22 protein-coding genes are annotated in these 23,664 nt (G+C 67.0%); 14 read left to right on the plus strand and 8 right to left on the minus strand.

The genetic code is table 11. The features are described from left to right. The 11 genes from dnaA to LA521A_RS00055 all read left to right on the plus strand — a co-directional run bounded on the left by dnaA (nucleotide 1) and on the right by LA521A_RS00055 (nucleotide 11,999). Entirely contained in the window at nucleotides 1–1,335 is a 1,335-nt protein-coding gene (gene dnaA, locus LA521A_RS00005; protein WP_281780371.1) for a chromosomal replication initiator protein DnaA, read from the plus strand. Nucleotides 1,336–1,634: 299 nt separating this feature from the next. Beyond that, a complete protein-coding gene (dnaN, locus tag LA521A_RS00010) occupies nucleotides 1,635–2,735 on the plus strand; it encodes a DNA polymerase III subunit beta (RefSeq protein WP_281780372.1) in 1,101 nt (366 codons plus the stop codon). Between the two features lie 79 nt (nucleotides 2,736–2,814). Further along, entirely contained in the window at nucleotides 2,815–3,915 is a 1,101-nt protein-coding gene (recF, locus tag LA521A_RS00015; RefSeq protein ID WP_281780373.1) for a DNA replication/repair protein RecF, read from the plus strand. 130 nt (nucleotides 3,916–4,045) lie between these two features. Continuing rightward, the gene (gene gyrB, locus LA521A_RS00020; RefSeq protein ID WP_281780374.1) at nucleotides 4,046–6,511 is read left to right on the plus strand and encodes a DNA topoisomerase (ATP-hydrolyzing) subunit B; all 2,466 of its coding nucleotides are present in this window, start codon (nucleotides 4,046–4,048) and stop codon (nucleotides 6,509–6,511) included. A 123-nt stretch (nucleotides 6,512–6,634) separates the two neighbouring features. Continuing rightward, nucleotides 6,635–7,441 (plus strand): M48 family metallopeptidase, encoded by an 807-nt coding sequence (locus tag LA521A_RS00025; protein WP_281780375.1) that lies wholly within the window; start codon nucleotides 6,635–6,637, stop codon nucleotides 7,439–7,441. A gap of 126 nt (nucleotides 7,442–7,567) precedes the next feature. Further along, a complete protein-coding gene (locus LA521A_RS00030) occupies nucleotides 7,568–8,782 on the plus strand; it encodes a tetratricopeptide repeat protein (RefSeq protein ID WP_281780376.1) in 1,215 nt (404 codons plus the stop codon). 151 nt (nucleotides 8,783–8,933) lie between these two features. Continuing rightward, a complete protein-coding gene (locus LA521A_RS00035; protein ID WP_281780377.1) occupies nucleotides 8,934–9,608 on the plus strand; it encodes an energy transducer TonB in 675 nt (224 codons plus the stop codon). A 73-nt stretch (nucleotides 9,609–9,681) separates the two neighbouring features. Continuing rightward, entirely contained in the window at nucleotides 9,682–10,434 is a 753-nt protein-coding gene (locus LA521A_RS00040; protein ID WP_115843164.1) for a MotA/TolQ/ExbB proton channel family protein, read from the plus strand. A 49-nt stretch (nucleotides 10,435–10,483) separates the two neighbouring features. After that, nucleotides 10,484–10,903, plus strand: coding sequence for an ExbD/TolR family protein (locus LA521A_RS00045; protein WP_281780378.1), 420 nt, complete (start codon nucleotides 10,484–10,486; stop codon nucleotides 10,901–10,903). A gap of 15 nt (nucleotides 10,904–10,918) precedes the next feature. Beyond that, nucleotides 10,919–11,335 (plus strand): ExbD/TolR family protein, encoded by a 417-nt coding sequence (locus LA521A_RS00050; protein WP_281780379.1) that lies wholly within the window; start codon nucleotides 10,919–10,921, stop codon nucleotides 11,333–11,335. Nucleotides 11,336–11,585: 250 nt separating this feature from the next. Then, on the plus strand, nucleotides 11,586–11,999 hold the full coding sequence (locus LA521A_RS00055) for an ExbD/TolR family protein (protein ID WP_281780380.1): 414 nt from the start codon (nucleotides 11,586–11,588) through the stop codon (nucleotides 11,997–11,999). A 179-nt stretch (nucleotides 12,000–12,178) separates the two neighbouring features. On the opposite strand, the gene LA521A_RS00060 is transcribed toward LA521A_RS00055, so the two are convergent. The 4 genes from LA521A_RS00060 to cls form a co-directional block, all read right to left on the minus strand. Next, nucleotides 12,179–12,943, minus strand: coding sequence for a pyridoxine 5'-phosphate synthase (locus LA521A_RS00060; RefSeq protein WP_281780381.1), 765 nt, complete (start codon nucleotides 12,941–12,943; stop codon nucleotides 12,179–12,181). A 43-nt stretch (nucleotides 12,944–12,986) separates the two neighbouring features. Beyond that, nucleotides 12,987–13,460: a hypothetical protein gene (locus LA521A_RS00065; protein ID WP_281780382.1), complete on the minus strand. Its 474-nt coding sequence runs from the start codon at nucleotides 13,458–13,460 to the stop codon at nucleotides 12,987–12,989. Nucleotides 13,461–13,562: 102 nt separating this feature from the next. Then, a complete protein-coding gene (locus LA521A_RS00070) occupies nucleotides 13,563–13,826 on the minus strand; it encodes a hypothetical protein (protein WP_281780383.1) in 264 nt (87 codons plus the stop codon). Between the two features lie 111 nt (nucleotides 13,827–13,937). Further along, nucleotides 13,938–15,374, minus strand: a complete 1,437-nt coding sequence (gene cls / locus LA521A_RS00075; protein ID WP_281780384.1) for a cardiolipin synthase — start codon at nucleotides 15,372–15,374, stop codon at nucleotides 13,938–13,940. Between the two features lie 107 nt (nucleotides 15,375–15,481). Here cls and LA521A_RS00080 point away from each other — a divergent pair, with 107 nt between their 5' ends. Further along, entirely contained in the window at nucleotides 15,482–16,573 is a 1,092-nt protein-coding gene (locus tag LA521A_RS00080; protein WP_281780385.1) for a PA0069 family radical SAM protein, read from the plus strand. 13 nt (nucleotides 16,574–16,586) lie between these two features. Here the strand turns inward: LA521A_RS00080 and LA521A_RS00085 are convergent, their stop codons facing one another. After that, nucleotides 16,587–18,380 (minus strand): SLC13 family permease, encoded by a 1,794-nt coding sequence (locus LA521A_RS00085; RefSeq protein ID WP_281780386.1) that lies wholly within the window; start codon nucleotides 18,378–18,380, stop codon nucleotides 16,587–16,589. Nucleotides 18,381–18,493: 113 nt separating this feature from the next. Between LA521A_RS00085 and LA521A_RS00090 the strand changes: the two genes are divergently transcribed. Together LA521A_RS00090 and LA521A_RS00095 are read left to right on the plus strand one after the other, a co-directional pair. Then, on the plus strand, nucleotides 18,494–19,630 hold the full coding sequence (locus LA521A_RS00090; protein ID WP_281780387.1) for a sensor histidine kinase: 1,137 nt from the start codon (nucleotides 18,494–18,496) through the stop codon (nucleotides 19,628–19,630). Beyond that, nucleotides 19,630–20,064, plus strand: a complete 435-nt coding sequence (locus tag LA521A_RS00095) for a response regulator (protein WP_281780388.1) — start codon at nucleotides 19,630–19,632, stop codon at nucleotides 20,062–20,064. Before LA521A_RS00090 ends, LA521A_RS00095 begins: the two co-directional genes overlap by 1 nt. A gap of 84 nt (nucleotides 20,065–20,148) precedes the next feature. On the opposite strand, the gene LA521A_RS00100 is transcribed toward LA521A_RS00095, so the two are convergent. The 3 genes from LA521A_RS00100 to LA521A_RS00110 all read right to left on the minus strand — a co-directional run bounded on the left by LA521A_RS00100 (nucleotide 20,149) and on the right by LA521A_RS00110 (nucleotide 23,620). Then, the gene (locus LA521A_RS00100; protein WP_281780389.1) at nucleotides 20,149–20,874 is read right to left on the minus strand and encodes a 2OG-Fe(II) oxygenase; all 726 of its coding nucleotides are present in this window, start codon (nucleotides 20,872–20,874) and stop codon (nucleotides 20,149–20,151) included. Nucleotides 20,875–20,944: 70 nt separating this feature from the next. After that, a complete protein-coding gene (locus tag LA521A_RS00105) occupies nucleotides 20,945–22,354 on the minus strand; it encodes a sigma-54 dependent transcriptional regulator (RefSeq protein ID WP_281780390.1) in 1,410 nt (469 codons plus the stop codon). Between the two features lie 225 nt (nucleotides 22,355–22,579). Beyond that, nucleotides 22,580–23,620, minus strand: coding sequence for a class 1 fructose-bisphosphatase (locus LA521A_RS00110; RefSeq protein WP_281780391.1), 1,041 nt, complete (start codon nucleotides 23,618–23,620; stop codon nucleotides 22,580–22,582). Between the last annotated feature and the right edge of the window lie 44 nt (nucleotides 23,621–23,664).

Raw genomic sequence — 23,664 nt, forward strand, 5'->3', positions numbered from 1 at the left:
ATGGATGCCTGGCCCCGCTGCCTCGAACGCCTTGAAGCCGAACTTCCGGCCGAGGATATCCACACCTGGCTCAAGCCCCTCCAGGCCACCCAGCGCGACGACATCACGGTGCTCTACGCGCCCAATGCGTTCGTGGTCGAACACGTGCGCGAGCGCTACCTGCCGCGCATCCGCGAATTGCTGGCGTATTTCGCCGGCAGCGGCGAGGTCAGCCTGGAGATCGGCTCGCTCCCGCGTGCGGCGCCGCCGATGCCCGAGTCGATCGCATCCCCGCTGGTCGCGCCCGCGCGCGCCACGCCGAGCGAGCCGTTCAATGGCCATCTGGACAACCACTACACCTTCGAGAACTTCGTCGAGGGCCGCAGCAACCAGCTTGGCCGCGCCGCCGCATGGCAGGCGTCGCTCAAGCCGGGCGATCGCGCGCACAACCCGCTGCTGCTGTACGGCGGCACGGGCCTGGGCAAGACGCACCTGATGTTCGCCGCCGGCAACGCGATGCGGGCCGCGAACCCGAACATGCGCGTGCTCTACCTGCGCAGCGAGCAGTTCTTCAGCGCGATGATGAAGTCGCTGCAGGACAAGACCATGGACGCGTTCAAGCGCCAATTCCAGCAGGTCGACGCGCTGCTGATCGACGACATCCAGTTCTTCGCCGGCAAGGACCGCACGCAGGAGGAGTTCTTCCACACCTTCAACGCGCTGTTCGACGGCAAGCAGCAGATCATCCTGACGTGCGACCGCTACCCGCGCGAGGTCGAAGGCCTGGAGCCACGCCTCAAGTCGCGCCTCGCCTGGGGCCTGAGCGTGGCGATCGAGCCGCCGGACTTCGAGACGCGCGCGCAGATCGTGCTGTCCAAGGCGCGCGAGCGCGGCGCGCACATCCCCGAGGAAGTCGCGTTCCTGCTCGCCAAGAAGATGCGCAGCAACGTGCGCGACCTGGAAGGCGCGCTCAACACGCTCGCCGCGCGCGCCAACTTCACCGGCCGCGCGATCACGGTGGAATTCGCGCAGGAAACGCTGCGCGACCTGTTGCGCGCGCAGCAGCAGGCCATCGGCATTCCGAACATCCAGAAGACCGTGGCCGACTACTACGGCCTGCAGATGAAGGATCTGCTGTCCAAGCGCCGCACGCGCTCGCTCGCGCGTCCGCGCCAGATGGCAATGGCGCTGGCCAAGGAGCTGACCGAACACAGCCTGCCGGAGATCGGCGATGCGTTCGCCGGTCGCGACCACACCACGGTGCTGCACGCGTGCCGCCAGATCCGCACGCTGATGGAGACCGACGGCAAGCTGCGCGAAGACTGGGACAAGCTGATCCGCAAGCTCAGCGAGTGATGCGTCGGCGGCCAGCGCAAAGCCCGGGCCGTCGATACATACTTATCCCCGTCCGCACGGGGCAAGCCGTGTATGGTGCGGGCACAAGTTGTGGACAGTTTCGACCCTGTGGCGGTGCGCTAGAGTTGTCCACAGTTTGTCCGCCGGTTGCCCGGCCAGTTCTACCGAAGTTTCACCAGCAAGAAAAACCTTGGTAATCAGAAGCTTGAGATGGTTTTCCCGGATTTTCGGCGACACCATCACCACCATGCTTTTGATTTATTCCACATACTTAGTAATGGCACGGGGACGGGGTCCGCATGCGTTTTTCCCTTCAACGCGAAGTCTTTCTCAAGCCGCTCGCTCAGGTCGTCAACGTCGTCGAGCGCCGCCAGACCCTTCCGGTCCTGGCCAATCTTCTGGTGCAGGTAAAGGACGGACAGCTTTCGCTGACCGGTACCGACCTGGAAGTGGAAATGGTTTCCCGCGTTCTGGTGGATGACGCTCAGGACGGCGAGACCACGATCCCGGCACGCAAGCTGTTCGAGATCGTTCGCGCCCTGCCCGATGGCAGCAAGGTCACCGTCTCGCAGACCGCCGAAAAGATCACCGTGCAGGCCGGACGTTCGCGCTTCACCCTGTCGAGCCTGCCTGCCAACGACTTCCCGTCGATCGACGAGGTCGAAGCGAACGAACGCGTACGCGTTCCGGAAGCGGCGTTGAAGGAGCTGATCGAGCGCACGGCGTTCGCGATGGCGCAGCAGGACGTCCGCTACTACCTCAACGGCCTGCTGTTCGATCTGCGCGAATCCAGCCTGCGTTGCGTGGCCACCGACGGCCATCGCCTTGCGCTGTGCGAGTCGCCGCTGGAGAACGGTGCGCTGACCAAACGGCAGCTGATAGTGCCGCGCAAGGGCGTGCAGGAGCTGCAGCGCCTGCTGGAAGGCGGTGAGCGCGAACTTGAGCTGGAAATGGGCCGCGGCCACCTGCGGGTGAAGCGCGACGATGTGACCTTCACCAGCAAGCTGATCGATGGACGCTTCCCGGATTACGAGGCGGTGATTCCGATCGGCGCCGACCGTGAGGTCCGTATCGACCGCGAAGTGCTGCGGGCCTCCCTGCAGCGTGCGGCGATCCTGTCGAACGAGAAGTACCGCGGCGTTCGCCTGGAGGTTTCGCCGGGCCAGCTCAAGATCAGCGCCCATAACCCGGAGCAGGAAGAAGCCCAGGAAGAAGTCGAGGCCGATACGCGCGTCGACGATCTGGCTGTGGGGTTCAACGTGAACTACCTGCTCGATGCCCTCACGGCCCTTAAGGACGAGCACGTGGTGATCATGCTGCGCGACGCGAACTCGTCGGCGCTGGTCCGCGAGGCCGCGAACGACCGCTGCCGCCATGTGGTGATGCCGCTGCGCCTCTAAGACCGCCGTTCCACGTGGAACATCGACGCCCGGCCTCGTGCCGGGCGTTTTGTTTTGGTCGTCCGCTAGACTTGCTCCGATGCACGTCACCCGACTTGAGCTGCGCCATCTACGCCGCTTCCAGGAACTCCGCCTCGACCCCGCGCCAGGCCTGAACCTCATCACGGGCGATAACGGCGCGGGCAAGACCAGCGTCCTTGAAGCCCTCCATCTGATGGCCTACGGGCGCAGCTTCCGCGGGCGGGTACGGGACGGCCTGATCCGGGCTGGCGATCCAGGTCTGGAGGTCTTCGTCGAATGGCGCGAGAAAGCGGGTCGCGGCCTTGAGGAGGAGGAGCGCACGCGCAAGGCTGGGCTCCGACACACGGGCCAGGATTGGACCGGAAGGCTCGACGGCGCCAACGTGGGCCAGCTGGGAGATCTTTGTGCGGCGCTGGCTGTGGTCACCTTCGAGCCCGGCAGCCATGCGCTGATCACCGGCGGTGGCGAATCCAGACGTCGCTATCTGGACTGGGGTCTGTTCCACGTGGAACACGACTTCCTGCCCGTGTGGCGTCGCTACAACCGGGCGCTGAAGCAAAGAAATGCCCTCCTTAAGGCGCGCGCCCGGGACGCGCAACTCGATGCCTGGGATCACGAACTCTCGGAGGCCGGTGAACCCCTCAGCCGGTTCCGCGAACGGTACCTCGAGCTCCTGCAGACCCGATTCGCTCCCCTGTTGAGTGAGCTCGCCCCAGCGCTAGGCACGAGTCGCTTGGAGTACGCCCCGGGCTGGCGTCGCGAGGAGATGTCGCTCGCGGATGCGCTGCTGCTCGCGCGGGAGCGGGACCTCAGCGCGGGATACACCTCGGCGGGGCCGCATCGGGCGGACTGGCGCGTTGCCTTCGGTAACCTGCCGGGGCGCGAAGCGCTCTCCCGCGGGCAATCCAAGCTCACCGCCCTGGCGGCGCTACTGGCACAGGCTGAACACCACGATGAGGTACAGGGCGAATGGCCCGTCGTGGCCCTGGATGACCTTGCATCGGAGCTTGATCGCCACCATCAAGGAAGGGTGCTGGCGCGCCTTCAGGCCAGCGGCGCCCAGGTGTTCATCACGGGCACGGAAGCTCCGCCCGGATTACCCGCAGAGTTTCCCGCGAGTCTGTTCCACGTGGAACACGGCGCGATCAGCACCCGCTGACCTACCCGCCCGTTGAGGGGGCGGTTCTCCAGCGTCCGAATTCCGGCTGTTATACTCCCGGTTTGTATAGCTAATGTGTCTCGACGCGCCCGGCCCCGCCGCGGACCGCGTCGACGGAGCCTGTCGCCGAATGACCCACATCGAGCACGATCCCTCGCAAGATCCGTCCGTCGCTTCGACCCCTGCCGTTCCCCAGACCTACGACTCCAGCAAGATCACCGTGCTGCGTGGTCTGGAAGCCGTGCGCAAGCGTCCGGGCATGTACATCGGCGACGTGCACGACGGCACCGGCCTGCACCACATGGTTTTCGAGGTCGTCGACAACTCGGTCGACGAAGCCCTTGCCGGCCACGCGGACGACATCCTCGTAACGATCCACGAGGACGGCTCCGTCTCCGTGCTGGACAACGGCCGCGGCATGCCGGTCGACATCCACAAGGAAGAAGGCGTCTCGGCGGCGGAGGTGATCCTCACCGTGCTGCACGCCGGCGGCAAGTTCGACGACAACAGCTACAAGGTGTCCGGCGGCCTCCACGGCGTGGGCGTCTCGGTGGTCAACGCGCTGTCCGAGCACCTGTGGCTGGACGTGTGGCGCGACGGCTTCCACCACCACCAGGAATACGCGCTGGGTGAGCCGGTGTTCCCGCTCAAGCAGCTGGAAGCGTCGGAAAAGCGCGGCACGCGCCTGCGTTTCAAGCCGTCGGCGGCCATCTTCACGGACGTCGAGTTCCACTACGACATCCTGGCGCGCCGCCTGCGCGAGCTGTCGTTCCTCAATTCCGGCGTCAAGATCACGCTGGTCGACGAGCGCGGCGAAGGCAAGCGCGACGTCTTCCAGTACGCCGGCGGCATCCGCTCTTTCGTCGAGCACCTGGCGCAGCTGAAGAACCCGCTGCACCCGAACGTCATCGCCGTCTCCGGCGAGCAGAACGGCATCACCGTGGACGTCGCCCTGCAGTGGACCGACGCCTACCAGGAAACGATGTTCTGCTTCACCAACAACATCCCGCAGAAGGACGGCGGCACGCACCTGGCCGGCTTCCGCGCCGCGCTGACGCGCACGCTGTCCAACTACATCGAGCAGAACGGCATCGCCAGGCAGGCCAAGATCAGCCTGTCGGGCGACGACATGCGCGAAGGCATGATCGCCGTGCTGTCGGTGAAGGTCCCGGACCCGAGCTTCTCCTCGCAGACCAAGGAAAAGCTGGTCAGCTCCGACGTGAAGCCGGTGGTGGAAAGCACCTTCGGCGCGCGCCTGGAGGAGTTCCTGCAGGAACACCCGCAGGAAGCCCGCGCGATCTGCGAGAAGGTCGTCGACGCCGCGCGTGCGCGCGAAGCCGCCCGCAAGGCGCGCGATCTCACCCGCCGCAAGGGCGCGCTCGACATCGCGGGCCTGCCGGGCAAGCTGGCCGACTGCCAGGAGAAGGATCCGGCGCTGTCGGAACTGTTCATCGTCGAGGGTGACTCCGCAGGCGGCTCGGCCAAGCAGGGTCGCAACCGAAAGACGCAGGCGATCCTCCCGCTCAAGGGCAAGATCCTCAACGTCGAACGCGCGCGCTTCGACCGCATGCTCGGCAGCGCCGAAGTCGGCACGCTGATCACGGCGCTGGGCACGGGCATCGGCAAGGACGAGTACAACCCGGACAAGCTGCGCTACCACCGCATCATCCTGATGACCGACGCGGACGTCGACGGTAGCCACATCCGCACGCTGCTGCTGACGTTCTTCTACCGGCAGATGCCGGAGCTGATCGAGCGCGGCCACGTCTACATCGGCCTGCCGCCGCTGTACAAGATCAAGCAGGGCAAGAACGAGCTGTACCTCAAGGACGACGCGGCGCTCGACGCGTACCTGGCGAACAACGCCGTGGAAGGCGCGTCGCTGGTGCCGGCGACCGGCGAGCCGGCGATCGAAGGTGCGGCGCTGGAAAAGCTGCTGCTCGCCTACGCCGGCGCGCGCGAGGCCATCGGCCGCAACGCGCACCGCTACGACCCGAGCGTGATCGAGGCGCTGATCGACTCCATCCCGCTCGATGCCGCCGCGCTGTCCGACCACGCCGCGCTGCGTCGCGAGTTCGATGCGCTCGAAGCCCGCCTGAACCGCGGTGGCCTCGGCAAGCCGCGTTACAAGCTCGAGCTGCACGAAGGCGCGGGGCAGCCCGCCCTGCTCGTCAAGCGCCTGCACATGGGCGAGGAACTGACGCAGGTGCTGCCGCTCTCGATCTTCGAGGCGGGCGAGCTGCGCGCCGTGCGCGAGGCCGCGGCGCAGCTGCACGGCCTGATCCGCGAAGGCGCACAGATCCTGCGCGGCAACCGCGCGCAGCCGATCGACAGCTTCGCGCAGGCGCAGACCTGGCTGCTGGAAGAGGCCAAGAAGGGCCGCCAGATCCAGCGCTTCAAGGGCCTGGGCGAGATGAACCCCGAGCAGCTCTGGGACACCACGGTGAACCCCGAGACGCGTCGCCTGCTGCAGGTGCGCATCGAGGACGCGGTCGCCGCCGACCAGATCTTCAGCACGCTGATGGGCGACGTCGTGGAACCGCGCCGCGAGTTCATCGAGGACAACGCGCTCAAGGTCGCCAACCTCGACGTGTGATGCCGCCAAAGTGGCCGTTCCGGGACGCAGTGCCCGGAACCGGCCCACGCGCGTATTCAGCCATTGACGAAGTGTTAATCCGGCGGGCGATACAACCGCCATCAGCCACTCAGGGTTCTCACGATGAAACGCGCTCTGCTTGCCCTCGGCATCGCCACCCTGGTGGTCGCCTGCGCCACCACGACCTCGCCCACCGGCCGCACCCAGTACGTCGGCGCGGTCTCGCAGGACCAGCTCAATCAGCTCGGCGCGCAGGCATTCGCCGAAGCCAAGGCGAAGGAAAAGCTGAGCACCGACGCGCGCCAGAACACCTACGTGCGCTGCGTCGTGGACGCCATCACCCGCCAGCTCCCGGCCGGCTGGCAGACGCAGTGGGAAGTCGCGGTCTTCCAGGACGATTCCCCGAACGCGTTCGCCCTTCCGGGCGGCAAGATCGGCGTGAACACCGGCATCTTCACTGTCGCCAAGAACCAGGACCAGCTCGCCGCGGTGATCGCGCACGAGATCGGCCACGTGGTCTCGCGCCATCACGACGAACGCATCACCAAGCAGCAGGGCACCTCGACGCTGCTGGGCATCGGCAGCGCGATCCTCGGCAGCGCCTACGGCTCCGGCGCGGGCAATGCGGCCGGGCAGATCGGTGGCGCGGCGGCGCAGACGTTCTACCTGCTTCCGAACTCGCGGACCCAGGAAACCGAAGCTGACGTCGTGGGCCAGCAGCTCGCCGCCAAGGCCGGTTTCGACCCGCGCCAGGCCGTGAATCTGTGGCAGAACATGATCGCGGCCGGCGGTAGCCGTCCGCCGCAATGGCTCTCGACCCACCCTAACCCGCAGTCGCGCATCAATGAACTCGGCGCCCGTGCGGGCAGTCTCATGCCTACGTTCGAGCAGGCCCGGGCCGCTGGCCATACGCCCAAGTGCGGTTCGTAAGTCTGCAAATCCGGCATACAACCCCGTATCACAGCGCCGCGCGTTTCTGTTAGCGTGACGCCCCCCTGGCCCCGCGCCATCGTCCCGCCCGCTTATGCGCGTGCGGCAGCAGCTCTGAGGTGTTCGATGAACAAGTTCTCCCTCCGCAACCGCAGCATCCTCGCCGCGGCCATTGGCGCGGTGCTGGTATTCGGTGCGGTCAGCCAGGTGAATGCCCAGTCCGCGCAGGACCGTGCCGAAGAGCGCCGCGCGCGCCAGTCGCAGGGCAAGCAGTCGGCGGCCAAGCCGACTGAGGAATACCCGCAGGCGACCCGCAAGGTCGAGGCCAAGGCCTCCTCGAAGGGCGGCGCGAAGCTGCAGAAGATGATGGCCCTGTACGACGACGACAAGGGCCCGCAGGCCCGCGCCGCCGCGGACGAGATCATCGCGACGGAAACCTTCAACGCCTACGATCGCGCGTTCGCCGCGCAGATGGCCGCGCAGATCGCCTACGACGCCGACGACACCGCCGCCGCCAAGGACTACTTGCGCAAGGCGATCGAACTCAACGGCCTGGACAACAACGGCCACTACGGCGCCATGTACATGCTCGCGCAGCTCCAGCTGCAGGACGAGCAGTACGCCGAGTCGCTGAAGACGCTGGACACCTTCTTCAACGAAACCAAGAGCGCCAAGCCGGAGCAGCTGGTGGTCAAGGGCAACGCCCTGTACCGCATGGAGCGCTACCCGGAGGCCGCGACGGTCCTGAAGCAGGCCATCGACTCCAGCCCGAATCCGAAGCCGGAATGGCAGCAGCTGCTGATGGCGACCTACGCCGAGTCGGGCAACGCCGGCGAAGCGGCCAAGATGGCCGAAGCCGTCGCCGCCAAGAACCCGAACGACAAGCGCGCCCAGCTCAACCTGGCCGCCGTCTACCAGCAGGGCGAAATGCTCGACAAGTCGGCCGCCGTGCTCGAGAAGCTGCGCGCCTCCGGCCAGCTGACCGAGGACAAGGAATACCGCCAGCTCTACGCCACGTACCTGAACATGGACGGCAAGGAGAAGGAAGCCATCTCGGTCATCAACGACGGCATCCAGAAGGGCGTCCTCAAGCCGGACTACCAGACCTACCTCGCCCAGGCGCAGGCGTACTATTTCTCCGACCAGGCCGGCCCGGCGATCGACGCCTACAAGAAGGCCGCCCCGCTCGCTCCCGATGGCGAGGCCTATCTGAATCTCGCCCGTGTCCTGTGGCAGGAAGACCGCATCCCCGAGGCCAAGGAAGCCGCCAAGCAGGCCGTCGCCAAGGGCGTGAAGAAGCCCGACGACGCCAAGAAGATTCTCGCGCTGCCGGGCAAGTAATTCGGCAAAGCGAATCCACCGATTTGCGTGATTACACGGACGCGAATTGGTATATGCTAGGAGGTTCCCGCGACTCGACTTGGGCCGCGGGAATCGTATCTGACGGCCCGAGGCGCCCTGGCGTCCGGAATTACCTCCCGAGCTACGGCGCATGACGCAAGACCTAGAAATTCACGCTAGAAACGACGACGACCGCGACGGTTTGAACTGGGCACGCATTGCCGGTATCACCATCGCGATCGCCTTCCACGTCGCGGCCCTGCTCCTCCTGCTTGCTCCGATGGCCCCTCCGGCCCAGCAGCAGAAGGAAGAGGAGGTCACGTTCGTCAACCTCATCAAGCCGCCGCCGCCGCCCCCGCCGCCGCCGCCGCCGCCGCCGGAGCCGCCGAAGGAGCTGAAGCCGCCGCCGAAGCTCACGCCGCCGCAGCCGACGCCGTTGCCGCCGCCGCCGGAAGAGCCGCCGATCGTGGTGGACGACCCGAGCCCGGTGGACGTCCAGGCGCCGCCGCCGAGCCCGCCGTCGCCGCCCGCACCGGCTACGACGATCGGTTCGAGCGTCGACCCGTCCTCGAAGCGGCTCAACCCGCCCAAGTACCCGCCGACGGAAGCCCGTCAGGGTGTTGGTGGCACGGTCGTGCTGGTCATCACCATCGACGGCCAGGGCAACGTGCTTGACGTCGCTGTCGAGAAGTCGAGCCGCAACCGCAACCTCGACCGCGCTGCAATGGACGCCGCCCGGAAGTGGAAGTTCAACCCGGAAATGCAGAACGGCGTGGGTGTACAGAGCCGAGTCCGCGTCCCGGTCGATTTCGTCCCGCCGACCTGATCGGGGTCACGGGATTCGTTAGCACCAAACCCGCAACACACTCCTTTTCCACGACATTTCAAAGGTAAGCGTCATGCTGCAGGAAACCACCACCGCTGCGACTGCTGGAGGCTCCAACGCCCAGGCACTTCAGCAGATGAGCTTCGCGCATCTGTTGCAGAACTTCGACTTCGTCGGCTGGGTCGTCTTCATCACTCTGGCGATCATGTCGATCCTGTCGATCTACTGGATCGTCGTGAACTTCGTGAAGAACCTGCGCCTGCGCGCCAGTTCGGATCGCGTCGTCTCGACGTTCTGGGAAACCCCGAACGCCCAGGACGCCATCCGTTTCATGGAAGAGCAGGGCCGTTTCGAGCCGTTCTCGAAGATCGCCCTCGACGCCGCCCAGGCGGCTGCCCACCACCAGCGCCATGAAGGTTCGCGTCTGGTCGAGTCGCTGAACCGTTCCGAGTTCGTCGATCGCGCCCTGCGTCAGGGTGTGACCCGCGAGAGCTCGAAGCTGGAAGCCGGCCTGACCGTGCTCGCCACCGTCGGTTCGACCGCTCCGTTCGTCGGTCTGCTCGGCACCGTGTGGGGCATCTACCACGCCCTGATCCGCATCTCGGCGACCGGCCAGGCTTCGATCGACGCCGTGGCAGGCCCGGTGGGTGAAGCGCTGATCATGACCGCCATCGGTCTGTTCGTCGCAATCCCGGCGGTGCTGGCGTACAACTTCTTCACCCGCCTCAACCGCGTCACCAACAACAAGTTCGACACCTTCGCGCACGATCTGCACGACTTCTTCGCCACCGGCTCGCGCGTCGGCGAAGTGGGCGCGAAGCGCTAAGAACGCGTTGTAACAACGACACCCTCTTGCAGCAGGTTGGAGTTTCGTAATGGCCTTCAGTACTGGCGATAGCGGCGGCCCGATGGCCGAGATCAACGTCACGCCCCTCGTGGACGTGATGCTGGTTCTGCTCATCATCTTCATGATCACCGCGCCCCTGATGTCGCATAAGGTCCAGGTCGATCTTCCCGAAGCGAATCTGGACAATCGTGACAAGACGGCTCCGCCCGTTCCGCCGATCAGCATCACGGTGGAAGACAACGGGAATCTGTATTGGAACGATGAGCCGGTGACCAAGGACCTGCTCGAGAGCCGTCTGTCGATCGAAGCCCAGAAAACGCCGCAGCCGGCCATCAACGTCCGCGGCGACAAGACGACCAAGTACCGCATCGTTAACGAAGTGGTGCAGATCGCGCAGGCCCAGGGCATGCGCAAGGTCGGCTTCATGGCGCTCAAAGAACCTCGCTGATCCGGAGATCCAGTAATGGCATTTGCATCGAAATCCGGTGGCGGTCCGATGGCGGACATGAACGTCACGCCCCTCGTGGACGTGATGTTGGTTCTGCTGATCATCTTCATGGTGACGGCGCCCCCGCTGACGTATCCGATCGACGTCAACCTGCCGCAGAAGTCGTTGAACCCACCGCCGCAAACGCGCGAACCGCCGCCGCCGATCAGGCTGCGGATCGACGCGTCCGGTCAGGTGTTTTGGAATGACGCACCGCAGCCGATCACCGCGATCCAGGGCATGATGACTGCGGAGGTCCAGCGCGACCCGAGCAATCAGCCGATGCTCGAGATCGACACCAGCCCGGACGCCGATTACGGCATCCTCGCGAAGGTGCTGGCGCATGCGAAGAACGCCAATATGGAAAAGATTGGCTTTGTTCAGAACAATTGATTGACGCTTACCTGTCGTGAAAACGCCGCCTCCGGGCGGCGTTTTCTTTTGTGCGTTTCAGTGGGCGCTGCAACCGTCCCGGCCATAAGCACCGAACATTGCGGGCCCTGGATCCGGCCCCCGTCGGACGGTGGTCCAGTGTCGGCGGCGCGCCCGAGCATCCCGCGCCCTACGACCTTGGTGTGACTTGCGGCGCCGCGGCCGGCGGGTTTAGCGTGGAACCGGGCATGGGGCCCATGGAGGTTGCGCGATGGCTGCTTCCGTTTTCCGCGATTCCCCGTCTTCCCGCAGCGGCCACACCGAGGTCGCCCAGATCAACATCACCCCGCTGGTCGACGTGATGCTGGTCCTTCTGGTCATCTTCATGGTGGCCACGCCCGTGATGAGCGGACGGATCGATCTCCGATTACCGCAACCCGTCCCCGGCAAGACCTTGCCACCGCCCGAGCGCGTCATGTTGCGGGTCGATGGCAACGGCCGGTTCACCCTCGATGGGGTCGCACTGGATCGGGTGGCATTGCCGCAGGCGCTGCGTGAGCTGATGCAGGCGGACCCGCGCACCGTCGTGCAGATCACCGCGAACGCGGACGCCGACTACCAGGATTTCGCCTGGACGCTGGCCGAAGCGCAGCGCAATGGCGTTCGCGACATCGCCTGGGAATAAGCACTCTGGCGGCGCCCGTCCTTCGTGACGGGCGCCGCCGACGCATGCAGCAGAAGGCTGGAAGTCGTCCTGATTTCGCGATTTGGAGCGCGTTGCGGTAGGCGGTTCCCGGGTGCGCTTCGCTTACCCGGGCTACAGAAGCGTGTGCCGTCGTTCCGCAATCGTGACGATGCCGCGGGTTACCTGCCCTGCAGGATCGCGAGATACCGCCGCACCGTCGCGTCAAATCCGTCGTACAAGGCCTCGCCGACTAGCGCGTGGCCGATCGACACCTCGAGCACGCCGGGCACCGCAGCAAGAAATGCACCGAGATTCTCCTGGCTCAGATCATGACCCGCATTGACCCCGAGACCGGCGTCCTGCGCGCGTTTGGCGGCTTCGGCGAACTGCGTCGCCATCGCATCGCCCTCGCCCTGTGCGAACGCCTCCGCCCACGGTCCGGTGTATAGCTCGATGCGGTCGGCGCCGACCTCGGCCGCGTGCGCGATCCCGGTTCGACCGGCGTGCGTGTGCGCGTCGGCGAACAGGCTCACGCGGCATCCGATGCCCTTCAACGCATCGACGTGCGGACGCAGCGAACCCGCATCGCGCACGAAATCGAAACCGTGGTCGGACGTGAGTTGCGCGTCGCCGTCCGGAACCAGCGTCGCCTGCGCCGGACGCACCGCTTCGCATAGCGCGAAGAAGCCGGGATAGCCCGCACGTGGCGGAGCGAACGGATTGCCTTCCAGGTTGAACTCCACGCCGCGTTCGCGCGTGAGTTCGGCCAGCGCGTACACGTCCTCGGCGCGAATGTGGCGCGCATCCGGACGCGGATGCACGGTGATACCGTGCGCGCCCGCGTCCAGGCAGGCGCGCGCGGCGCGTACGACATCGGGCTCTGCGCCGCCACGCGAATTGCGCAGCACGGCGATCTTGTTGACGTTGACGCTCAATACGGTCATCGCGCGGCGTCCTGTGCGGACGTCGCCCTGCAGCACGCTGGGATCACTGGCACGACTCGGAATTCTGGTGGTAGATGACCGGCTCCCAATAGGAACCGTCGGCGATGTTGTTGCGGCGCGCCGTGATCAGCCGCGCGGCGAGAAGATAGGTCGTGTCGGGCTGCACGTCGACCACCAGTTCCTTGTACGGATCCTTGCGCATGTCGCGCTGGCGCATCTGGACGTCGCCGAACTGCTCCGGGTCGATCAGCTCCGCGACTTCCAGTACGTGGCGCCCCGGCGATACGCGAAAACTCTTGGCGCCCGCAGGCCCGGGAAGTTGTCCGTCGATGTTCATCAGCCGCGCGCGATACAACTCCTGGCTGCGCGGCGCGACGTCGAAGATGCTGATGCGCCCGCATCGCGACGAATCCGAAGCCGATGTGGGCGTGGGTGCCGATGCGGCGGGATTCTGCGTCGCGGCGCAGGTGCCGGCGAACAGGCACAGGGCCAGGAGCGGAAGGCCGAAGGCGTTCATGGCGATCTCCTTGATGGCGATCGCGGCCGGGCGGCCGCGGCCGATGCGCTGCTGCCGCCGATGGTAGCGCAGCCGGCGTGAGCGGCCGCGCGTTCGCCAGGGTTACGGCGTCGGCGGCGCCGTCGGATTACCCGCCGCGGCGCGGCGCGCTTCGGCCTGCTCGCGAAGTCGGCGCAGCTCGGCCGGATCGAGGATCAGCGACGAATCGCGCGTCTGGCTGTCCACGCGGCTGGCGAGCAGCTTGAGCACCCACGCGAGGAAGAAGCCGAGCGCCGCGACCAGCGCGATCAGGAGCACCGCCACCGACGTCGTCTTGAACGCCACCGCCAGCGCGGCCAGTGCGAGCAGGAGGTACAGCCAGTGCATGGGAAGCTCCGTGAAGGGGTGCGATGCGCCGGCAGTGTAGCGCGCGTTCCCGGGCGCAAAAGGCCGATCGCCGGTTGCGTGAGACCGCCCGTCAGCGAAGCGCGGCACCGGTCACAACAGCGGCGACACCAGGCGCGCGAGCCCCTCCGGCAGGCGCGTGCTCCACAACGGCTGCGCGCGATCCGCGCGTACCCGTGGCGCCAGGTTGCACTCGCCCTGGATCAACGTTTCCAGTTCGGCGACCAGCCCCTTGTCGCGGAACAGCACCGACACCTCGAAGTTGAGCCGGAAGCTTCGATGGTCGAAGTTCGCGCTGCCGACGATCGCCAGGTCGTCATCGCACAGCAGCGCCTTGCTGTGCAGCATGCGCGGACCGTATTCGTGGATCTTCACCCCCGCTTCCAGCAGCTCGTCGAAATACGAGCGTGCCGCCAGCGTCACCAGCCGGCTGTCGCAGACCTTCGGCACGAGCAGGCGCACGTCGAGTCCACCCAGCGCCGCCGACGTCAATGCCATGCGCGCGGCTTCGCCCGGCACGAAGTACGGCGTCACCAGCCACACGCGACGCTGCGCGGAATGGATGGCCGCCACGTGCACGCGATGGATCGCTTCCCACGAAGAGTCCGGCCCCGACACCAGCACCTGTGCCGACACCGTGCCGCGTTGCGGTGCGGGGTGATGCACGCGCAGCGGCGGCTCGCCCGTCGCATACGCCCAGTCCTCGATGAAGACCAGCTGCAGCTCGCGGACGATGTCGCCTTCCAGCCGCAGGTGCAGGTCGCGGTACGCATCCTCGCGCAGGCGCTCGTCCTCGTCGTCGGTGATATTGATGCCGCCGGTGAAGCCGATCTCGCCATCGATCACCACGATCTTCCGGTGCGTGCGCAGGTTGAGCCACGGCCGCTTCCAGAACCACTGCAGCTTCATCGGGTGGAACCACGCCACCTCGGCGCCGGCATCGACCAGCGGCTTCAGGAACTTGCGCTTGGTCCGGCCCGAGCCGACCGCATCGAGCAGCAGCCGCACCTTCACGCCGGCGCGCGCACGTTCGGCGAGCGCGTCGCGCAGCGCGGTGCCGGTGCGGTCGGGGAGGTAGATGTAGTACTCCAGGTGGATGTGATCGCGCGCGTTGGCGATCGCCTCCAGCAGCGCGGTGTACTTCGCCGATCCGTCGACCAGGATGTCCACGCGCGTCGCGGTGATCGGCGGAAGGCCGGTCGTCGCCTGGGCCAGGCGCGCGAGCTCGATGGCGTCGGGCGTCGGCGTCAGGCCTTCGGGCGGCTTCGGTAGCGTTGCGCGGGCGCGCACGCGGCGCAGGCGATGCCGGCGGATCCGCTGCGGACCGAAGAAGAAATAGATCAGGAAGCCGATGTACGGCAGCGCCGCCAGGCTGATCAGCCAGCTGAGGGTCGCGACCGGCTCGCGCTTCTGAAGCACGATCCACAGGCCGAGCCAGACCACGTAGGTCAGCCAGCCGAGCGTGAGATACAGCCACAAGTTGGGAACCGAGGCCAGCGCGGCCCAGGCACTACGCAGGATGTCGAGCATGCCGGGCGGTGTCCTCCTCCATTCAGCGTGCCGTCCGGCGCGTCGTCGCCGCGTCGTGGCATGCCCCGTCTCACGGGCTGCGACGGGCGCCGCGTAGGCTAAGGCCGATGGATGACGCCCGCAAAGCCCAAGCCCCGATCAAAGGTCGCGGTGCCGCCTCCCATGTCGATGGCCGCTACGCGGTGACGGTCGCGCACGGCGAGGACGACGGCTGGGGTTCGGTCTACGAAGACCTTTCCGACGCCCCCAGCCCGCAAACCCGCGTGACCGAGGAGCGCGCCCGCAGCATCGTCAGCCGCAACGATTCGCCCGACGTCGGCCACAGCGCGTCGGTGAATCCCTACCGCGGCTGCGAGCACGGCTGCGTCTACTGCTTCGCCCGGCCCTCGCACGCGTACCTCGATCTCTCGCCCGGCCTGGACTTCGAAACGCGCCTGTTCGCCAAGACCAACGCCGCCGAGCTGCTGCAGAACGAGTTGTCCCGGCCGTCCTACCAGTGCGTGCCGCTGGCGCTGGGCATCAACACCGATTCCTACCAGCCGATCGAACGCCGCTATCGCGTCACGCGATCGGTGATCGAAGTGCTGAGCGCGTGCTCGCACCCTTTCAGTGTCATCACGAAGAACGCCGGCGTCGTGCGCGATCTCGACCTCATCGCGCCGATGGCCAAACGCGGCCTGGCGAGCATCGCCTTCTCGGTCACCTCGCTGGACAACCGCCTGTCCGCACGCATGGAGCCGCGCGCCTCGGCGCCGCACGCGCGACTGAAGGCGATCCGCACCCTGGTCGATGCCGGCGTCCCGGTCGGGATCATGGTCGCGCCGGTGATTCCGATGATCAACGACCGCGAGATCGAGCACATCCTCGAAGCCTGCCGCGACCACGGCGCGACATCGGCCGGCTACGTGCTGCTGCGCCTGCCGCACGAGCTCAAGCAGGTGTGGCGCGAATGGCTGCAGCTGCATTACCCGGATCGTGCCGAGCACGTGATGAGCCTGATCCAGCAGATGCGCGGCGGCAAGGATTACGACAGCGCGTTTGGCACCCGCATGCGCGGCGAAGGCCCGTTCGCGCAGCTCATCGCGCAACGGTTCCGCAAGGCGCACGCGCGCCTGGGATTCGGTTCGATGCCGAGCCTGGATACGAGCCAGTTCGTGCCGCCGCGCAAGCCATCGCCGCAGGGCGAACTGTTCGGCTGACGCCGCACCACGCTCAGCCCGGGATCAGCGGACCCCCGAGCCACAGCCAGCGCGACATCCACGCGCTGACCAGCGCGATCATCGCCGTCAGCGGCAGTCCGATGCGCAGGAAATCGTTGAAGCGGTACTGCCCGGGGCCGAGGATCAGCAGGTTGCCGTGGTGGCCGATCGGCGTGAGGAACGAGGCCACCGCACCGAGTGCCGTGCACACCACGAACGGCGTCGGCGGCAGGCCGAGCGACTGCGCCAGTTCCACCGCGATCGGACCGAGCAGCACCGTCGTCGCCGCATCCGACAGGATCTGCGTCAACAGCGCCGCCACGCCGAACATCACCAGCAGCACCCCCAGCGGCGGCCATCCCGACACCACGTGCAGCAGCCCCGATGCGAGCCACTGCGCCGTGCCGGTCTGCTCCATCGCGATGCCAAGCGGAATCACGCCGGCGATCATCACGAAGATGCGCACGTCGACTTCGCGATACGCCTGGTCGACATCCACGCAGCGCGAGGCGACCATCGCGACCGCGCCGAGCAAAAACGCGAGCGGCGCCGGCAGCCATTCGGTCGCGGCCGCGAGCACCGTCGCCGCGAGGATCGCCAGCGCCACCGGCGCCCGCCGCCGCCGGCGCGCCTCGCCGGCGAACGGCACCAGCATCAGGAAGCCGTGGTGCGTGGCCAGTTCGGCGAAACGCGACGGCCGGCCCCAGAGCACCAGCAGGTCGCCCTCGCGCAGCCGGGTTTCGGTCAGGCGCGGGGATTCGTCCTCGCCGCGCCGCCACAAGCCGATGATCACGGTGTGGAAGCGCTTGGCGAAATCCAGCTCGCGCAGGGTCCGGCCGATGAACTCCGAGCCCGGCGCGATCACCGCCTGCACCAGCTGCGCCTGGCCCTCGCCGGTCGCCAGCGCGCCGTAGCGACGGATGGCCTGCAGTTCCAGGCCGGCGTCATCGTGCAGCGAGGCCAACGCGTCGGCCGACGCTTCCACGCGCAGGATGTCGCCCTTGATGAGCGGACTGGCGGGCGTGAGGTCGTCGCGCACTTCGCCCTCGCGCGTCCAGCTGATCAGCCGGAACCGGTCGCCGAGCGCCTTCTGCAGGTCCGACAGCGGCCGCGTGTTCCACCGCGCGCCCTCGCCCACCACCAGCTCGGTGCGATATCGGTCCAGGCGCAGGTAGCCGGCATCGCCCAGCGCGCCGAACCGCTTGGGCAGCAGCCATCGCGCGAGCAGCATGTACGCCACGCCGAGCACGACCAGCGCCAGCCCGATCGGCGTGATCGAGAAGATCCCCAACCCCTCGCTGCCGGTGCGTTCGATGAGGTTGTCGGCCAGCAGGAACGCCGGCGCGCTGACCAGCGTCAGCGTCGTGCCGAGCGATGCGGCGAACGACATTGGCATCAGCAGTCGCGATGCCGACATCCCGCGCGCACGTGCGAAGCGCGTCACGATCGGCAGCATCATCGCGGTCACCATCACGTGGTGCGTGAACGACGACAGCGCCGCGACCGCGAGCATGACCACCGCGATCGCCCGGCTTTCCGTGCGCCCCGCCGCACGTTCCACGGCCTGGCCGATGCGTTCGGTGATGCCGGTCGCGGCCAGTCCGCCGGAAATGATGAACACCGCCGCGACGATGATCGCCGGCTCGCTCGCGAAGCCCGACAACGCCTCGCGCGCGTCGAGCACGCCGGCCAGGACCATGGCCAGCAAGGTGAGCATCGCCGTCACGTCCACGCGCAGGCGCTCGCTGATGAAGAGGTACAGCGAACCGGCGAGGATGATCAGGAACAGGATCTGTTGCATCTCCATGCCCCATTGTGCGGCAGACGGTGCAGCGGCCGTGCAAGCAGCCTGCACCACACCGTCACGATCGGCCCCGCTACACTACGCCTGCGACAGGACAAGCTTGAGCCACGCCATCGATGAGCGAAATCCCCGGTCAGGACGCGGGAATCGACCGTTTCCGTCTCGCGATGGACGCCTCCGGCGTCGGCATGGCGGTGGTCGATCTGCAGGGCCGCTGGCTCGAAGTGAACCCCGCGTTCGAACGCATCTTCGGCTACAGCGCGCATGAAATCGTCGGCACGCTGGCGTCCGCGTTGACGCATCCGGACGACGTCGCGATGAGCCAGTCGTTCCTGCGCGGCCTCGTCGACGGCCAGATTCCCGCGCTCGACGCGCAGAAGCGTTATCTCCACCGCAGCGGCGAGACCGTCTGGGCGCACGTCAACGTCTCGGTGGTGCGTGACGAGAACGGACACGCGTCGTACCTGCTGGTGCAGCTGCGCGACATCAGCGCGCAGCACGCCGCCGAACTCGCGCTCAAGGCCCGCGCCGAAGCCGAACACGCCGCGCGTTTCGCGGCCAACCACCAGTTGCAGCTGTTCGCCGATGCGGTCGCGCACGACCTGCGCGCGCCGCTGCGGTCGATCGAAAGCTTCTCGGCGCTGCTGGCCGATCGCGCGTCCGATCGCCTGGACGACACCGATCGCGATTACCTCACCCGCATCCGCGCCGCCGCCTCGCGCATGAGCGGATTGCTGAGCGCGCTGAACGATCTCGCGTACGTCACGCGCACCGAGCTCAAGCCGGTCGACGTCGACCTCAGCCTGCTCGCCGACTGGGTGGGCGCGGAGCTGCAGGACGCCGAACCGCAGCGTCGCGCCGACATCCGCGTGCAGCCCAGCCTGCATGTCTGGGGCGACGAACGGCTGCTCAAGCTCATGCTCAGCCAGCTGATGGGCAATGCGTGGAAGTTCTCGCGCGAACGCGAGCCCATCCGCATCCAGGTCAGCGGCCGGCGTGAAGGCAAGCGCGTGCAGCTCGAAATCCGTGACGAGGGCATCGGATTCGACATGCGCTATGCGCACAAGCTGTTCGAGCCATTCCAGCGTTTGCACGGACCGGACCAGGGGGGAGGTCACGGTCTGGGCCTGGCGATCGTGCGGCGTATCGCCGAACGACACCACGGCAGCGTCCGCGCCGACTCGCGTCCCGAGTCCGGCGCCACGTTCACCCTCGAATTACCGGCCGAAAAGCTGGTGGAGGAGAGCGCCTGATGCACAAGGAAATCCTGCTGGTCGAGGACAACCCGGACGATGTCGAGCTCACGCGCATCGCCTTCGACGAGGCGAAGATCGCCAACCGCCTGGTCGTGGTGAGCGATGGCGCCGAGGCGCTCGACTACCTCTTCGCGCGCGGCAAGTACGCCGATCGCGATCCGGACGATCTTCCCTCGATCATGCTGCTGGACCTCAACCTGCCCAAGGTCGACGGGCGGGAAGTCCTGCAGGCCGTGCGCGCGAACGAAGCCACGCGCACGCTGCCCGTCGTGGTGTTGACCACCAGCGCGGAGCCGTTCGACGTCGAAGCCAGCTACGCACTCGGCGTCAACAGCTACATCCAGAAGCCGGTGGATTTCGAGCAGTTCGTGTGGGCGGTGAAGCAGGTCGGCCTGTACTGGCTGGTGCTCAACCACCCGCGCACCGCCTGAGCGGATCGCCGCTGCTCGTGTAGCCCGGGTAAGGCCGAAGGCCGCACCCGGGGATCGGCACCCGCGCCGAACCGACCTGCGAGCCTACGAAGCCCCGAACAACGTCTCCGCCCGCTGGAAAAGGATCCAGCTCGTCGCGATGAACTTGTCGCCGCCTTTCGGCCGGTTACCACGGTGCGTATGGGTGAACGCCGCCGGCGCGATCAGCAGGCTGCCGGTGCGCGGCGCGATCCGGCGGCGCTGATAGAGGAACTCCGTCTCGCCCACTTCGAAGCCGTCGTTGAGGTACATCGTCCACAGCAGATGGCGGTGCAGCGTCTCGCCGTGCGCATCGCGCGGATACAGCTCGCAGTGCCAGTAGGGATAGCCGCCGCGATCGGCCGTGTATCGCTGCAGGTTGATCGCGCCCGGCCGCAGTACCGTCTGCACGATGGGCGCCAGCGCCGCGTCGTCCATCGCCGCGAGGCGCTCGGCCGTCAGGCGATGGCGCGCGCCATCGTCGCCCGGCACTTCCAGCATCAACGGGGCGATGAGCGTGTGCGGATAACGGCGCAGGTAGGCGATCAGGCCCTTGAACACCGCCGCGTTGAGCATCGCCTCCGCATCGCGCCACGCGTCGCGGCCGGTGATGGTGAGGTCGCGGCTGTCCTTGAGGTCGGGCAGCACGCCGCCGCCGATGCGGCCCGGCACGGTGTCGCTGCTCGCCGAGAAGCGCTCGACGAGCCACGCGCACTGCTGCGCATCGAGCGCGTCGTCGTAGACCTCGATGAAGTCGGCCGCAGCGACCGCATCGTCTTGAGGAGTGTGCATGGCGCGGAAGGAAGACCCGGACGCCGCATCCTCGCACGCCACGCGCGCGATGCAAACGCGCCGCGACGGCTTACGCGATATGGAGCGTGTTCGGCGTCTCGGGCTCGTGCGCGCGCAGGCCGTGACGTTGCATCAGCCGGTACAGCGTCACGCGCGACACGCCGAGCTCGCGGGCGACGTCCACCAGCCGCCCGCGGTTGCGATGCAGCGAACGCTCGATCGCCGCGCGCGTCGCCGCATCGCGCACTTCGTCGAGCGTCGGCGGCGGCGTGGTGAGCGAACTTTCGATGTGAAGGTCGGCGGCGGTGATCAGCCGGCCTTCCGCCATGACGACGGCCTGCCGCACGCGATTGATCAATTCGCGCACGTTGCCCGGCCACGCGTGCGTGTGCAGCGCCTGCCGCGCGCACGGCGCGAAACCCTTGAGGGTGCGATGGCCTTCCTGCGAATAGCGATGCAGCGCGTACTCGGCGAGCTTGTCGATGTCGCTCCCGCGCTCGCGCAACGGCGGCTGCTGCAGCCGCAGCACGCACAGCCGGTGGTACAGGTCCGCGCGGAAGCGGCCTTCGGCCACCGCGCGGTCCAGGTCGTGATGCGTCGCCGAAATGATGCGCACGTCGACGGGAATCTGCTCGTGACCGCCGAGGCGCTCGATGCTGCCCTGCTGCAGGAAGCGCAACAGCGACGCCTGGCTCTCCAGCGGCAGGTCGCCGATCTCGTCGAGGAACAGCGTGCCGCTGTTCGCCATTTCGATGCGGCCGAGCTTGCGCTGCTGCGCGCCGGTGAACGCACCGCGTTCGTAACCGAACAGTTCCGACTGGATCAAGCTGTGCGGGATCGCGCCGCAGTTGATCGCCACGAACGGATGCGCGTGCCGGCGCGAATGCCGGTGCACCGCCATCGCGGCGAGTTCCTTGCCCGTGCCGGTTTCGCCAGCGATGAACACCGGCGCTTCGGTCAGCGCGGCCTTGCGCAGCGTGCGGCACAGCGTGCGCATCGCGGGCGACTCGCCGATCATGCCGTCGAAGCCGGCCTCGCTCGTCGCATCGCCGCGTTCGCATGCCAGGCTCGCCATGCCGTGCGCATGGCCGATCACCGTGTTGAGCACCGACTCCGGGCACGGCAGCGTGAGGTAGTCGTAGCAGTAGTCGCGGATGAGATCGCGCACCGGCGATTCGTCGAGCTGTCGCGCGTCGATGCCCGCGACCCAACCGACATTTCCTGCGGATAATGCGGTACCGAACTCGGCCAGATCCTGCTGGGTGAAGCCTTCGCGCAGATCGAGCAGCGCCGCGTGCGGCTTGCGCGAATCGCCGTTGAGGATGCGCAGCACGCTGCGTGCGTCCGGCGCGCGCCGCAGGTTCCAGCCCAGCTGCTGCAACCCGCCCAGCGCGAGCACCCGACCGGCGCCGCCGCGGGTGACGTAGATCAGTTCGCGGCCGTCGATCTGTGACGCTTCGGCGTCCTGGAGTCCGTCCATCGGCATGTCATTCCTGACGTAGTCCGAGGCAGTCGATGCTGCCACTGCGGGAAGTTACGCAGTGTATTCAACGGACCGTTCGACGATGAGCGGTCAGAAACGACGCGTTCCATGCTGAATGCGCCGCGCGGCACGCGACATGAAACGCGCCAACACGATTCACGTTCGTGAGTGGCGCACGCCTAATGCGTGCGCCACCTGATGTAGACAACGTTTCGCGCGTGCTTACGCGGCCCCGTCGTGTTCGGCGTGATAGCGCACGGCCGCTTCGACTTCGCGCCTGGAACCCAGGAACACCGGCACACGCTGATGCAGGCCCGTGGGCTGCACTTCGAGCATGCGCTGGCGACCGGTGCTCGCCGCGCCGCCGGCCTGCTCGACCAGAAGCGACATCGGGTTGGCTTCGTACATCAGGCGCAGCTTGCCGCCCTTCGCCGCGCACTTGCTGTCGAGCGGATAGCTGAAGATGCCGCCGCGCGTCAGGATGCGGTGCACGTCGGCGACCATCGACGCCACCCAGCGCATGTTGAAGTCCTTGCCGCGCGGGCCTTCCTTGCCGGCGAGCAGGTCGCCGACGTAGCGCTGCATCGGCGCTTCCCAGAAACGCTGGTTCGACATGTTCACCGCGAACTCCTTCGTTTCCTCGGGAATGCGCATGCCGCGCGTGGTCATCACGAAGCTGCCGATCTCGCGATCGAGCGTGAACGAATGCGTGCCGTTGCCGACGGTGAGCACGAGCATCGTGCTCGGCCCGTACGTGCAGTAACCGGCGGCGACCTGCGCGGTGCCCGGCTGCAGGAAGTCTTCGTCCTTCGCGTGCGTCACGCCGTCCGGTGCGCGCAGCACGGAGAAGATCGTGCCGACGGAGATGTTCACGTCGATGTTCGAACTGCCGTCGAGGGGATCGAACAGCAGCAGGTAGTTGCCGCGCGGATACACGTCGGGAATCGGCTGCGAGGTGTCCATCTCTTCCGACGCGAGGCCGGCGAGATGGCCGCCCCACGCGTTGGCTTCCATCAGGATCTCGTTGGACAGCACGTCGAGCTTCTTCTGCGCTTCGCCCTGCACGTTGATCGACGCCTCGCCGGCGGTGCCCGCATCGCCGAGCACGCCACCGAGCGCACCCTTGCCCACGGCGATCGAGATCGTCTTGCATGCGCGCGCCACCACTTCGATCAGCAGGCGCAGGTCGGCGTTGATGCGCCCGGCGCGTTGCTCCTCGATGAGGTAGCGGGTGAGGGAAATCGACTGCGAGTGGTTCGTCATGGGCGGCGCCGTATTCGGAAACGGACCGCCATTGTCGCCGATGA

The sequence above is a fragment of the Lysobacter auxotrophicus genome, assembly GCF_027924565.1.
Classification (GTDB): Bacteria; Pseudomonadota; Gammaproteobacteria; order Xanthomonadales; family Xanthomonadaceae; genus Lysobacter_J; species Lysobacter_J auxotrophicus.

Excerpts from the sequence above, each read along its gene's own strand:
- LA521A_RS00040 (WP_115843164.1), top strand. The coding sequence starts at position 9,682 with ATGCTGCAGGAAACCACCACCGCTGCGACTGCTGGAGGCTCCAACGCC.
- LA521A_RS00095 (WP_281780388.1), top strand. The coding sequence starts at position 19,630 with ATGCACAAGGAAATCCTGCTGGTCGAGGACAACCCGGACGATGTCGAG.
- LA521A_RS00045 (WP_281780378.1), top strand. The coding sequence starts at position 10,484 with ATGGCCTTCAGTACTGGCGATAGCGGCGGCCCGATGGCCGAGATCAAC.
- LA521A_RS00080 (WP_281780385.1), top strand. The coding sequence starts at position 15,482 with ATGGATGACGCCCGCAAAGCCCAAGCCCCGATCAAAGGTCGCGGTGCC.
- LA521A_RS00060 (WP_281780381.1), bottom strand. The coding sequence starts at position 12,943 with ATGACCGTATTGAGCGTCAACGTCAACAAGATCGCCGTGCTGCGCAAT.
- LA521A_RS00090 (WP_281780387.1), top strand. The coding sequence starts at position 18,494 with ATGAGCGAAATCCCCGGTCAGGACGCGGGAATCGACCGTTTCCGTCTC.
- LA521A_RS00110 (WP_281780391.1), bottom strand. The coding sequence starts at position 23,620 with ATGACGAACCACTCGCAGTCGATTTCCCTCACCCGCTACCTCATCGAG.
- LA521A_RS00100 (WP_281780389.1), bottom strand. The coding sequence starts at position 20,874 with ATGCACACTCCTCAAGACGATGCGGTCGCTGCGGCCGACTTCATCGAG.
- LA521A_RS00070 (WP_281780383.1), bottom strand. The coding sequence starts at position 13,826 with ATGCACTGGCTGTACCTCCTGCTCGCACTGGCCGCGCTGGCGGTGGCG.
- dnaA (WP_281780371.1), top strand. The coding sequence starts at position 1 with ATGGATGCCTGGCCCCGCTGCCTCGAACGCCTTGAAGCCGAACTTCCG.
- LA521A_RS00035 (WP_281780377.1), top strand. The coding sequence starts at position 8,934 with ATGACGCAAGACCTAGAAATTCACGCTAGAAACGACGACGACCGCGAC.
- LA521A_RS00055 (WP_281780380.1), top strand. The coding sequence starts at position 11,586 with ATGGCTGCTTCCGTTTTCCGCGATTCCCCGTCTTCCCGCAGCGGCCAC.
- LA521A_RS00105 (WP_281780390.1), bottom strand. The coding sequence starts at position 22,354 with ATGGACGGACTCCAGGACGCCGAAGCGTCACAGATCGACGGCCGCGAA.
- gyrB (WP_281780374.1), top strand. The coding sequence starts at position 4,046 with ATGACCCACATCGAGCACGATCCCTCGCAAGATCCGTCCGTCGCTTCG.
- LA521A_RS00065 (WP_281780382.1), bottom strand. The coding sequence starts at position 13,460 with ATGAACGCCTTCGGCCTTCCGCTCCTGGCCCTGTGCCTGTTCGCCGGC.
- dnaN (WP_281780372.1), top strand. The coding sequence starts at position 1,635 with ATGCGTTTTTCCCTTCAACGCGAAGTCTTTCTCAAGCCGCTCGCTCAG.
- recF (WP_281780373.1), top strand. The coding sequence starts at position 2,815 with ATGCACGTCACCCGACTTGAGCTGCGCCATCTACGCCGCTTCCAGGAA.
- cls (WP_281780384.1), bottom strand. The coding sequence starts at position 15,374 with ATGCTCGACATCCTGCGTAGTGCCTGGGCCGCGCTGGCCTCGGTTCCC.
- LA521A_RS00085 (WP_281780386.1), bottom strand. The coding sequence starts at position 18,380 with ATGGAGATGCAACAGATCCTGTTCCTGATCATCCTCGCCGGTTCGCTG.
- LA521A_RS00050 (WP_281780379.1), top strand. The coding sequence starts at position 10,919 with ATGGCATTTGCATCGAAATCCGGTGGCGGTCCGATGGCGGACATGAAC.
- LA521A_RS00025 (WP_281780375.1), top strand. The coding sequence starts at position 6,635 with ATGAAACGCGCTCTGCTTGCCCTCGGCATCGCCACCCTGGTGGTCGCC.
- LA521A_RS00030 (WP_281780376.1), top strand. The coding sequence starts at position 7,568 with ATGAACAAGTTCTCCCTCCGCAACCGCAGCATCCTCGCCGCGGCCATT.